Origin of the sequence: Lentzea sp. NPDC004782, from assembly GCF_040609115.1 — a bacterium.
In the GTDB taxonomy this organism is placed as follows: Bacteria; Actinomycetota; Actinomycetes; order Mycobacteriales; family Pseudonocardiaceae; genus Lentzea.
This window is the reverse complement of sequence record NZ_JBEXJN010000117.1, coordinates 1-12,105: the sequence shown is the minus strand read 5'-3', so window position 1 is coordinate 12,105 and position 12,105 is coordinate 1. Positions and strand designations below refer to the sequence as shown.

At 66.2% G+C, this 12,105-nt stretch carries 6 protein-coding genes and 2 pseudogenes; 6 read left to right on the top strand and 2 right to left on the bottom strand.

Annotated features, from left to right (window positions below):
- Positions 1-184: 184 nt before the first annotated feature.
- Both ABZV40_RS45245 and ABZV40_RS45240 read left to right on the top strand, forming a co-directional pair.
- Positions 185-1,731: pseudogene (locus ABZV40_RS45245) on the top strand (ISL3 family transposase).
- Between the two features lie 223 nt (positions 1,732-1,954).
- The gene (locus tag ABZV40_RS45240) at positions 1,955-2,596 is read left to right on the top strand and encodes a hypothetical protein (protein WP_355456297.1); all 642 of its coding nucleotides are present in this window, start codon (positions 1,955-1,957) and stop codon (positions 2,594-2,596) included.
- Between the two features lie 24 nt (positions 2,597-2,620).
- Here the strand turns inward: ABZV40_RS45240 and ABZV40_RS45235 are convergent, their stop codons facing one another.
- On the bottom strand, positions 2,621-3,082 hold the full coding sequence (locus tag ABZV40_RS45235) for a cupin domain-containing protein (RefSeq protein ID WP_355456296.1): 462 nt from the start codon (positions 3,080-3,082) through the stop codon (positions 2,621-2,623).
- A gap of 620 nt (positions 3,083-3,702) precedes the next feature.
- On the opposite strand from ABZV40_RS45235, the gene ABZV40_RS45230 reads away from it, so the two are divergent.
- From ABZV40_RS45230 to car, 4 genes are all read left to right on the top strand, one after another.
- Entirely contained in the window at positions 3,703-4,374 is a 672-nt protein-coding gene (locus ABZV40_RS45230) for a sigma-70 family RNA polymerase sigma factor (RefSeq protein WP_355456295.1), read from the top strand.
- Positions 4,375-4,664: 290 nt separating this feature from the next.
- Entirely contained in the window at positions 4,665-5,225 is a 561-nt protein-coding gene (locus ABZV40_RS45225) for a hypothetical protein (protein ID WP_355456294.1), read from the top strand.
- Positions 5,226-5,845: 620 nt separating this feature from the next.
- Positions 5,846-6,874 carry a zinc-binding dehydrogenase gene (locus ABZV40_RS45220; protein ID WP_355456293.1) on the top strand — a complete coding sequence of 343 codons (1,029 nt, stop codon included), beginning with the start codon at positions 5,846-5,848 and terminating at the stop codon, positions 6,872-6,874.
- A gap of 1,173 nt (positions 6,875-8,047) precedes the next feature.
- A complete protein-coding gene (car, locus tag ABZV40_RS45215) occupies positions 8,048-11,560 on the top strand; it encodes a carboxylic acid reductase (protein ID WP_355456292.1) in 3,513 nt (1,170 codons plus the stop codon).
- Positions 11,561-12,020: 460 nt separating this feature from the next.
- Here car and ABZV40_RS45210 read toward each other — a convergent pair.
- Positions 12,021-12,105 (bottom strand): annotated as a pseudogene (locus ABZV40_RS45210) (IS5/IS1182 family transposase); the annotation flags it as partial.

The window sequence follows — 12,105 nt, the reverse complement described above, 5'->3', positions numbered from 1 at the left end:
CCGCACCACAATCGCACAGCACCCTCATCACGCCTCGCCTCTTGAGCCAGCCATGCAGGGAAGACTTCCCGAACTGACACAACTCTCCTCACGACGGGGACTGTAAAAGGGACTGTAAAAACGTTCGGCTCTGGCTCGTAGCCGGTGGTGACGGCGAGTAGCTGTCCGCGATCATGATCTTGTGATGACTGTCGATTCCCTTGTGGGGACAGTGTTCTCCGGGCTGTCAGCGTTGGTGATCGAGGACGTCACGGAGGACGGCGGCATGGTGGTGGTCACGGCCCGTACTCGGGATGTGGCCGTGTCTTGTCCGGTCTGCGGGACTGCGACGGCGAAGGTGCACGGGTATCACCACCGGACGGTGAAGGATGTGCCGGTCGATGGCCGTCAGGTCGTCGTTCGCCTGCGCGTGCGGCGGCTGGTCTGCCCAGCCCTGGGTTGTCGACGGCAGACTTTCCGTGAGCAGATACCCGGACTGCTGGAACGCCACCAGCGTCGCACGGTGCGGCTTGTCCGGCTGATATCCCAAGTGGCACAAGAGTTATGCGGTCGGGCCGCCGCACGCCTGGCCAATCTCCTTGCCGCGCCCGTGTCCCGCAGCACCGCGTTGCGCCGTCTACGGCGCCTGCCGTTGCCCGAGCCGACGGTGCCGCGGGTGATCGGCGTGGACGATTTCGCCCTGCGTCGCCGTCAGCGCTACGCCACGATCATCATCGATGCCGAGACCGGCCGGCGTGTCGCGGTCCTGCCCGGTCGCGACGCGGCCACCCTGGAGTCGTGGCTGCGCGAGCATCCCGGTGTCGAGGTCGTGTGCCGGGACGGTTCGGCCACCTACGCCGAAGCTGTCCGCCGAGCCCTGCCCGCCGAGCCCTGCCCGACGCGGTGCAGGTCAGTGACCGATGGCACCTGTGGCGCAACCTCTGTGACAAGGTCCTGCTCGAGGTCCGCGCGCACGCCGGATGCTGGGCTACCGTCAACCCGCCCCGTCCCGGCGGCGTTCACGAGCAGACCACTCGCGAACGCTGGAGCAAGGTCCACGACCTGCTTGGCCAGGGCGTCGGTCTGCTCGACTGCTCCCGCCGCCTCGGCGTGGCTCTGAACACGGTCAAACGCTACGCCCGCATGCCCGAGCCCCAGGTCCTGCGCATCGCTCCGACCTACCGCCCGACCCTGGTCGACCCCTACCGTGATCATCTGCGTGCCCGCCGCGCGGCCGATCCCGCGGTCCCCGTCACCCACCTGCTCGCCGAGATCCGCGACAAGGGCTACACCGGCAGTGCCAACCTGCTGATCCGCTACCTCAACCAGGGCCGCGCCGAAGGCGACCGCCCCGTCACGACCTCCCGTCACGCCAGCCGCCTCCTGCTCATCAACCCCGAGAATCTGCGCGCGAAGGACACGACTCTGCTGGAGAAAATCGCCGCTGCCTGCCCGGAGATGACCGCACTCGCCAGTCTGGTGCGCGGCTTCGCCGCACTGCTGACACCGGCCGAGGGCAACGACGTGAAGCTCACCGAGTGGATAGCGGCGGCTCGCGCTGTCGACCTGCCACACCTGCGCAGCCTCACCAACGGTCTCGAGATCGACCGGTCCGCTGTGGACGGTGCCGTTACCTTGCCCTACCACAACGGCCGCACCGAAGGCGTCAACACCCGCACCAAGAGAATCATGAGACAGATGCACGGACGCGCCGGATTCGACCTACTCCGCCACCGCATCCTCCTACCCTGACAGCTACTCCACGTCACCACCGACTACGAGCCAGAGCCGCTCGTTTGACACACCCGGCAATGGACACCAAGTCAGCGGGACCAGCAGTCCTGCTGGAGGGATGTCCTCGTACCTGCTCGCAAGCCGGCCTGCCGGAGATGTGGTCACCGCTTCGCCTGGATTGGCGTGAACCTGGAGCTCTACGTGGTGGTCTGGTGGTGTTCGCGCTGCTCTGCGAGTCGTCGTGGCAACTGGCGGCGGTCGTAGCCGTGATGGCCGCGCAGCCCGTGCTCATCGGCACGACGCCAAGCACAAGCAGATCTTCACCTCGCGCACGTGGAACGAGGTCGCCGAGTGCGTCCACAGCGGACTTGTCGGAGCCGGCTACCGCTGGTGTGCCGGCAAGCACAGCCGCTACCACCCCAACGCGAACCACGAGGACGAGAATCCGGTCGTCGGCATCTCGGTGCCGACATCCCCGGGGTGGCAAGGCGAAGCGGGGTCGCCGCGGTGGACGACCTCGCACCAGGCGGTGTTGTTGTTCTTGCCGTTGCCGGCACTCGAAGGCTTCGCGTTGCGCTGGCACTCGATCCGGCACTCCGGGAGCGAGCGGTATCCCATGATCACGAAAGTCGCGATGCACCTCGGCATGTGGCTCCGGTGCCCACTCCCGCCCAAGCAGCCACTTTCACCCTTGTGTGCCGGTACTTGTGTTCCCTCCACACAGGACGTCCACTTTGCCTCCGGCCACAAGGGCGCGCCGATGCTGCCGATGGGGCACTCGCTGGACTTCCCGCACAAGCGGATGCTGACGTCGCGCGACATCCGCGAACGAGTTCCGTCGGCAGCGGTGAATCTCCTGCGCATCATGGGTTGTTCCGCCTGAGCCGCCAGACCGGCGGCACTGGCGTCAGCCGACCGGCGTACCGGTGACGAACTGCTTCTGAAGCCGGTCGGCGATCGCGCCGACCACGAGATCGAGATCGGGGAACGGCACGACGTCCTCGTCCGCGAAGTCGCAGTCGGTTCGCACCTCGACGGCGTGGACGACCTCGTCGGAGAGGTTCACCGCTGCGTGCAGCACTCCTGCCGGAATGAAGATCGAGTCGCCGGGGTGGTGGATTGCGACGTGTTGCAGCTCCTCACCGTAGACGGTCGCCGCGATGCCACTGACCACGGTCACAACGATATCGCTGTTGATGTGCCGATGCGCGTGGGTGTGCAGGCGGCCTTTCATGGTGACGTAGCCAACGCCGAGCGACTTGCTGCCGCAAAGCCCGGAAGAGACCACAGTAGCGAACATCTGCCCTTGAGGACCGGCGCGTGAGACGAGGCTGTCCATGCTGACGGATCGGGTAACGGGATGGGCCATGACAGACGACTCCTCATCAGGAAATGCGAAGCACCGAGAAATGACACACTGAGCCCTTTTCACCCTGCCCTCGCCGATCACCGGTCGTACGAGCAATCGCTCAGCGTGTCGCGCGCGTTGACGCCACGGCGACCAGTTGGCGGTCAGGGTGCGTCAAAGAATAACGGGACGTGTCCGTGTTCAGGCTTGCCGATCTGCTGGAGCAGGCGGGATGCCATACGTCCCCGAAAACAGAAAACGAACACAATGAGACAAATTCAAGAAAAAGCTTCTCAAATCCATCCGCCAAAACTCGGATGCAACGTCACCCTTCTAACCTTCGAACGCGCAGGATCTAAAATTCCATGACACCAGTGTCGAAGTCGAGTACCGACACGGGCAAGAGCGTTGCCCTAAACACCAAGACGGGTTGCCCCAACGGACGGACGTTCGGAAACGAAGAGCAAGGTCGTTCACCGTTGCCGACACCGGTTCGCTCCCCGCCGGGTCATGCGCACGACCGGGAGATCGCAGGGTGCCGGCCTGCCGCCTCAGATCGGGGACGGACGTACACATGAGATTCCCGTTCGGCCAGGATTCCGCCGCAGGCCTGTGCATCGTCGCCCGTTTCCGATCAGGTGGTGGCAGGAAATCGCTCAACGCTCGGGTCCCCGCCGGCCAGCGAGCCGCACCTGGAGTTCACGATCATGACACCAAGGACCGAGGCCTCCGCGCCATCGTATTGGGACGGAGACGTCGACACGGAGGTGCAGGCAGCGGCAGCGGGTGACCAGCGTGCCGTCACGCGTCTGCTGACGCACCTCCAGCCACTGGTGACGCAGTACTGCCGCACCCGCGTGCGAGCTCGTGACTGCTCACTCTTCGATCCGGAGGTCATCGCCCAGGAAATCAACATCGGCGTGCTCAAGGCGCTGCCCAGGCTCCGCGGGCGAAACACGCCGTTCCTGCTTTTCGTCTACGGCATTGCCGCCCACAAGCTCTCCGACGCGCTACGAGCGGCGAGGCGAGATCAGCTCGAGCTGACCGCGAACACCCCTGACATCGAACGCAGCCCAGAAGAGCCCGAGCCGCTGGTGCTGCGAGCAGAAGTGACGGCCCACCTCGGCAAGCTGTTGAGGCGGCTCCACCCGCGCCAGCGGAAGATCCTCGCCCTGCGCGTCGTCCTCGGGCTGTCCAGCGAGGAGACCGCGCAAGCGATCGGCTCCACTCCCGGAGCTGTTCGCGTCGCCCAGCACCGGGCACTCGCCAAGCTTCGCGCGGTACTGGCAGCCGACCGGAGTGTCCTGCCCTGACTTCAGACGAGCTTCTCGAACGTCTCCGCTCTGGCGTCGGGTGCGGCGAGGTTGAGAATGCGCGAAATCCGTCCGCTCGTCGAGCGCAAACCTCGACGTACCTGAGGTCATGCGCAAGCCTGTGCACCGCCGGCGAGATCGGCGTGTTACTGCTGTGCGCGAGTGGATCAAGCTCGTCCGCACGAATGTGCCGTCGTTGCGCCGCAAGGAAACCCGGCTGCACGCCCGCGTACGTTCGGACAGAAAAGAAGGTACACGCGACGCGATCTCCTCGTCCTACTCTGACGGACATGCGTCTGTCGAACTGGGCCCACGAGCTGGCGGAAGCAATTCTCTGCAAGAACCATTCACACCACTGGGAGTACACGAAGCTTGTCGTCCACCGCGCCGAGGTGCTCGGCCCCATCCTCCTGCCGGAGGACGAGGCCGATGTCCTCTCCGCCGCGGCGTGGTTGCACCGGGTCGGTGCCGCCGTGGAGTTGCAGGAAACGGGGTTCGTGCCACTGGACAGCGCGCGGTACATCGCGTCGATGACCACGTTCCCCCGTCGCGTGGTCGCACTGGTGGCCCACCAGTCCTCTGCCGCCACCAAGGCGGTCGAACGCGGGCTGAGCGCTGAAATGACGTGCTACGCGGACGAGGAAACCCTGACGCGAGACGCTCTGTGGCACTGCGTGACCCCTGTCCTACCCGCCAACCTCGAGCTGGCGCATCGGGCACGTCAGGAAGCATCGACGGAGTTCCTCGGCAAGGACCACCCGATCGCACTCGCGCACGAGGAAGGACAGACCCGCATACGAGAAGCTTCTTCGAGGGTGATGCTCGCCCTCGAAACGAGCGATCATCACTGACTGTCCGGCCGAGCAGGTATGTCGGACTGATCCGTGAGCTTCTGATCGTTCTGCATGGCCGTACTCCACGCCGCATCGGCGGATTTCCCGTTCGACGGACCTCAACGCCTCGGCGAACACCGTGTCCTGGTCGAGGACCACACGTTGGTGCGATGCTGATCTGGCTGGTGTCAGATGCGCGGCGAGAATCTCCAGCTTCACCGGATGCGGATGCCTGAAGAGATCGTGATGTCCACAGTGGACATACCATCGGCACGGCAACAGGATCACCGGTCCTGCGGCAGTACTCACGCGAGCGCTGCTGCGCCTGGCCTACTCAAGGCTGACTCCGTGTCGGGAGTAGATCAGGTCCAGATCATCGAGTCACACCTGCTCCTTCCACTTGGGCTCGACAGCCACCGACAACGTCGCCGACGTGACCTGACACCGGCACCAGCGCCTTGCCCTCGCCGAAGATCCGGAAATGGCAGGAGGAGCCGAACCGGCATCTGTCATTGTTCCAAGCCGTGGAACACGGGCTGATGCCATGAGCGCGTTTCGCCAAGCTTTCCGGAGTCCTGGACTTCGCGGTCTTCTGGCGCTGACCGAAGGTCGCACCATCACGGTACCGAGGGAGCGCGATGCGTGCCGCAATCCGTACGAAGGCGAATGGCATCCAAATCGAGGATGTACCCGACCCCGGCCTTGTCGATTCCGGCGATGCGATCGTTCGTGTCGTGCTGGCCGCCGTGTGTGGCACCGATTTGTGGGGTTATCGCGGCTTGGGCGAGGTTCCGCCTGGGCCACGAGCGGGACACGAGTTCCTCGGCGTCGTCGAGGAGGTCGGGCCGACGGTCATGACCCTGCAGCCCGGTCAGCTCGTGCTGGCACCGTTCATGTGGTCCGACGGCACCTGTGCCCAGTGCCAGAAACGTTTGCCCACCTCCTGCGAGGAGGGTGGCATGTGGGGTGGCGGCCACGACGGTGGTCAAGGCGAGGCTGTGCGAGTGCCGTACGCCGACGCGACGCTGATCGCGTTGCCGATGGACGAGCAGGACGAACGCCTATCCGCTGTGCTCACCCTCGCGGACGTGATGTCCACCGGTCACCACGCGATCCGCAACGCCGAGGTGATCCCCGGCAAGACGGTGGCGGTGATCGGTGACGGCGCGGTCGGTCTGTGCACGGTGCTCGCCGCGAGTCTGGCCGGCGCCGACCGGATCCTGTTGATGAGCCGCCACGAATCCCGCTCCCGCCTGGGGCGGAAGTTCGGTGCCACCGACGTCCTCGCCGAGCGCGGAGCAGAGGCAAGCGATCGAATTCGCGAACTCACGCAAGGGCGTGGTGCCGACGCCGTCGTGGACTGCGTCGGCACCACGCAAGCCGTTGAGACGGCGGTGGCCGCGGTCGGCAACGGTGGCACGGTCGTGCTCGTCGGCGCTCCTCACGCCGCGCTGAAGAGCACCGACCAGATCTTCCTGCGCAATCTCCGGCTCACCGGAGGCCTGACGCCTGCCCGCGTGCTCATTCCCGAACTGCTCGACAGCGTGCTGACAGGCCAGCTCGATCCCTCACCGGTGTTCGACCTCGTGGTCGGGCTCGATGCCGTGCCCAGCGCCTACCAGCGGATGCACGAACGCAACTCGATCAAAGCACTCATCCGGATCTGACCGGTGCGGCGCGAAGTTCTGCGAAGGACTTCTCTGTCTGAAACCAGTGCGCTCTTGCTACGGGTCGTCGAAATCCGTGGCGACCTCACTCCGGCTTCGCTGTAATTGGCTGCACTTCCTCTCGACGTTCGCCTGAGCGAGAGCCCACTGGAGCGGGTCGCCGCCTGCCAGGAGTTCATGCTGGGCCGCCTCACCGAGGGCACGTCGATCTACGGATCTACCACGGGCTTCGGGCCACTCGTCGACCTCACTGGTCGCGTTCCCATCACGGCGGTGGCGAACCGGTACAGCCGGGAGTCCACTCGGGACGGAGCCGCGCTGAGCCGGGTCACGTCGCCGCGATCTGGCTCAGCATCCGCGGACGACGCTCTTCGCACGACCTCGCCTGCCTCGGCAGCTGCCGAGAGCTCTCGTGGCACAGGGACGCGAACACCGATGGCGCAGGCTCGCGAACGCGGATCGCCCCGGTCGATCGGCTATGACCTGGGAATGCCGTGGAGGAGCGGTGGCCTGGAAGAATCAGGCCGACGCCACGTTCTTCGGCCTGGACGGAGAGCAGGTGATCGTGGTGACGCGGATGCCTTGACCGCCCACCTGGAAAGCCTGGGAGCCCAGGCGGCTGGTTCCGGAGGAACGAGATGTCCCGCACCGACAAGACGAAACCGGCGTGGGTGCGCCACCGCGAGCACGGGGGTCTGCCACTGCACGACCACCGGCACGGGTTTTGCGACCTTCCGCCACTCCCACCCCGGAAGGACACCGGCACTCGCTGCCGATGGGCCAGGATCACCGGGATGGCTTCCCCTTGGACATGCTGTGCTCGCACTCAGGAACGCTCAGCGCACAAGGAATGGCAAGGGTGGGTGAGGACCGCCAACCGCAAGGTCCGCTACGCAGGTCGCAGGGCGGCGCGCCACTGCAGATGGACATGAGTTGACCATTACGACCCGCCCCAAGTCTCCAGGGGGCGTCCGACAGACAGACGAGTCGCGGGTGCGGCACATCGGCGGTGGTGAACTTGACCTGCCGAACGTGCGCATGTGGTCGAGGCTCGATCCTGACAAGCGGATGCCCGATCAGGCACATGTGTCTGCACCAACAGGCAAAACCCGTCAGGACGGCCACGACCCCGGACAGTGTTGTTGTCTTGACAGGCGTTCTGAGGAGCACACGATGGCAGTGGACCGCTCTGATCCGATCGCGATCGGCGACGTACCGCAGGATCGGAGGGACCTCGGCGGGCCGGTCGCAGGCTGGGCGGACCAGCTCGCGGACCGGCTGCGCGTTCAGGACGAGCAACTGCGCGCTCTCATACCGGATGATGCCGTCACCGAGGCGATGCAGCGGCCGGGTCTGCGTCTTTCCCAGGTGGTGGGCGAGGTCATGACCGGTTACGCCGACCGGCCCGCGACCGGCACCAGGGCTACCGAGCTGGTGACCGATCCGGCATCGGGCCGCGCGACCCGGCGGCTGCTGGACCGGTTCGAAACCTCCACTTATCGCGAGCTCTGGGGGCGGGTGCGTGCGGTGGCCGCGGCGTGGCGGCACGACGACGACATCGCGGCGCCGCGACCCGGTGACTTCGTCGCGACGCTCGGTTTCACGAGCGCCGACTACGTCGTGGTCGATCTGGCCTGTGTGCACGAGGGGCTGGTCGCCGTTCCGCTGCAGGCGGGTTCCTCGGCGGCCCGGCTCAGGCCGATTCTCGACGAGGTCGAGGCCAGGGTGCTGGCCACCTCCACCGCCCAGCTCGATGTCGCGATCGAGTCCGTGCTCGGCAGTGCGGTGGTTCGTCACGTGATCGTGTTCGACCACCACGCGGACGACGACGACCACCGCGACGCTGTGCGCGCGGCGAGGGAAAAGCTCCACGCGGCCGGGAACACCGCTGTCGTGGAGACGCTCGCGGAGCTCGTGGCCCGGGGGTCGGCGTTGCCCCGCGCCGAGCCACATGTGCCGGACGCGGAGGATCCGCTGGTCGCGCTGCTCTACACCTCGGGGAGCACCGGCACGCCCAAGGGCGCGATGTACCCGGAGAGCCTGGTTCGCGGCCGGTGGCTGAAGTTCCGGCCCGGTGTCGCCGGTCTCGGCGCCGTCCGGATCAGCTACCTGCCGCTGAGTCATCTGGCGGGCCGCACGCAGCTGGTGGAGACGTTCAGCGCGGGTGGCACGAGCTACTTCACCGCGAGTCCGGATCTGTCGGAGTTGCTGCGGGACATCAGCTTGGTCCGGCCTGTCGAGTTGTTCCTGATCCCCCGTGTCTGCGACATGCTCCGGCAGTATCACCAGAAGGAGATGGCTCGCCGGGGAGCGGAGAACCCGGCCGAGATCGACACCGAGGTGAAGAAGGACATCCGCACGTCCGTGCTGGGTGGCCGCGTCGTCCGTGCGGCGTTCAGCTCCGCCCCGCTGGCGGCCACGACGCGGGAGTTCGTCTCCTCCTGCCTGGGTGTCGAGCTGCACGACGGCTACGGATCGACCGAGACGGGCCCGCTCGTGGTGGACGGTCAGGTGGTCCGCTCCGTCGTGGAGGACTACCGGCTCGCCGACGTTCCCGAGCTGGGTTACCTCACCACGGACACACCGCATCCTCGCGGTGAGCTCCTGGTCAAGTCCAGGATGCTCATCCCGGGTTACTACCGGCGGCCCGACCTCACCGCACGGCTCACGGACGAGGAAGGTTTCTACCGGACCGGTGACATCATGGCCGAGGTGGGGCCCGATCGTCTGCAGTACCTCGACCGCGCGTCCACCGTGCTCAAGCTGTCGCAGGGCGAGTTCGTCGCACTCACCCGGCTGGAACTGCTGTTCGCGACCAGCCCGCTGGTCGACCAGATCTTCCTGTACGGCAACAGCGAGCGCGCATACCTGCTCGCGGTGGCCGTCCCGTCGGGCGCCGTGTCCGACAAGGACGACGAGGCCTCACATGCGCTCCTGTCGTCGTTTCGTTCCATCGGACGCGAATACGGACTCAACTCCTACGAGGTACCACACGCGGTTCTGGTGGAGCGCGAACCGTTCAGCGTCGAGAACGGTCTGCTCTCGGAGATGCGCAAGCCCTTGCGCCCCCGGATGCTGAATCGCTACCGGGATGTGCTGGAGGCCCTGTACGACCTGCTGGCCGCCGAGGAGGTCAGCGAACTCACCGCCCTGCGGGCAGCAGGGCGCGACCAGCCGGTGTTCCCCGCCCTGCGCCGTGCGGTGAGCGCGCTGCTGGGATGTCCCGTGGCGTCGGTGACGCCCGAGACCCGTTACCGCGACCTCGGTGGCGACTCGCTGTCGGCACTGACCTTCGCGACCCTGTTGCGGGACGTCTTCGAGGTGCCGGTGCCGGTGAGCATGGTGATCAATCCCGCGGCTGACCTCGGAACCCTGGCAGAACACATCGAAACCGCCAAGACGGCTCCCGCCACCGCGCACCGCGCCCCGGCCTCATCGGTCACCGTCGAAGATCTGCGACTCGCGGAGTTCCTCGACACCCACGCCCTTCAGGCCGCCCTCCTCGCGCCCGGTCCTGGCGGTGATCCGCGCACCGTCCTGCTCACCGGAGCCAACGGCTACCTCGGACGATTCCTGTGCCTGGAACAGCTCGGCCGGCTGCCCGAGGTGGGAGGAAAGCTGATCTGCCTGGTACGCGGCGGCGCACCGAGGCTGGCCGCCGCGTACGACGGCGGCGACGAGGATCTACCCGCGCTGTTCGCAGGTCTTGCGAGCCGGCGACTGGAAGTGCTCGACGGGGATCTCGGGGCACGGCGGCTCGGACTACCGGACCAGACATGGCACCGGCTCGCCACCGAGGTGGACCTCGTCCTGCACGCCGGCGCGCTCGTCAACCACCTGCTCCCCTACGACGAGCTCCACGACACGAACGTGGCAGGCACCGCGACGGTCATCGAACTCGCCTTGACCACCAAGAGGAAGAGCATCGCCTTCGTCTCCACGATCACCGCGCTCGACGGCGGAAGAACCGGGGAACAGGACGACATCCGCCGCACCCACCCGGCTCGTGAGCTGAACTCGTCCTACGCCAACGGATACGGCGCGAGCAAGTGGGCGGCCGAGGTCCTGCTGCGCCACGCCCATGAGGAGTACGACCTTCCGGTCGCGGTCTTCCGGTCGGACCTGATCCTCGCCCACCCCCGGTACGCGGGACAGCTCAACCTCTCGGACGTGTTCACCAGGCTCCTGCGCAGCGTGCTCACAACCGGGCTCGCTCCCGCCTCCTTCTACCGGCCGGCACCCGACGGATCTCCTCAGAGCGCGCACTTCGCCGGCTTGCCGGTCGACTTCGTGGCCAAAGCGATCAGCACACTCTCCACCCGCGTCAGCGGTTACGAGACCTACCACGTGATGAACCCCCACGACAACGGCATCTCACTCGACACCTTCGTGGACTGGCTGATCGACGCCGGACACCAGGTGACGCGCGTCGAGGACTACACCGAGTGGGTCACGCGGTTCGGCGCCGCGCTGCGAGGACTGCCGGAGGCACACCAACGACAGTCGTTGCTACCACTGCTGCACGCGTTCGACTCACCCACCGAAACACACGCGGCCCCACGCCTCCCCACCACCCGATTCACCGCCGCACTACGCCAAGCCGGCCTCAGCGCCCCCCACCTCACCCAAGACCTGATCACCAAATACGTCCACGACTTCGCCCGCATCGAGCAGGCCCCTCAGTGATCGCCCGGTCCACCGCGTGGTGAGCCGCTACCGCCAGAACATCCAGCAGGAGAAGCGGCCTCAAGGCAGCTGACCAGTGTCCCGTGCAGACGCACGTGGTCAGATCGGAGAGACACCGGTTCGGGCCGCGTCGCCTCACCGCTTCCCGTTCGAGGTTGACGGACCAGCTCTGTCACCGTCTGAACCTGGTGCGCTGCACCAGGTTCACTGGATTCGCCCTCGGCGTCACCGCGTTCATCGTCGACTCAGGATGCCCGCGAATACGACCAGCACGCCCATTCCGCATGCTGGTTGCACCTGGCGCCTGAACCAGTTCTGCTGCCGGCTGTGGTCGTCGACAACTTGAATGTGACGATCCCGCAAGCGGCTTGGAGAGCTGATCCTCGACCACGCGTAACCTCGTCAACGGCAAGAACGAACGCTCCACGTCACCTCCGGAGAACGACGCAGTGAGCCTTTTTCATCCTGCGGTGATCTCGTAGTTCTGTAGGACGTGGATGGCTTTGGCCAGTCGGCCGGCGCGGCGGGGGCAGCAGCGGAGTTTG

Excerpts from the sequence above, each read along its gene's own strand:
- ABZV40_RS45225 (WP_355456294.1), top strand. The coding sequence starts at position 4,665 with ATGCGTCTGTCGAACTGGGCCCACGAGCTGGCGGAAGCAATTCTCTGC.
- ABZV40_RS45235 (WP_355456296.1), bottom strand. The coding sequence starts at position 3,082 with ATGGCCCATCCCGTTACCCGATCCGTCAGCATGGACAGCCTCGTCTCA.
- ABZV40_RS45220 (WP_355456293.1), top strand. The coding sequence starts at position 5,846 with ATGCGTGCCGCAATCCGTACGAAGGCGAATGGCATCCAAATCGAGGAT.
- car (WP_355456292.1), top strand. The coding sequence starts at position 8,048 with ATGGCAGTGGACCGCTCTGATCCGATCGCGATCGGCGACGTACCGCAG.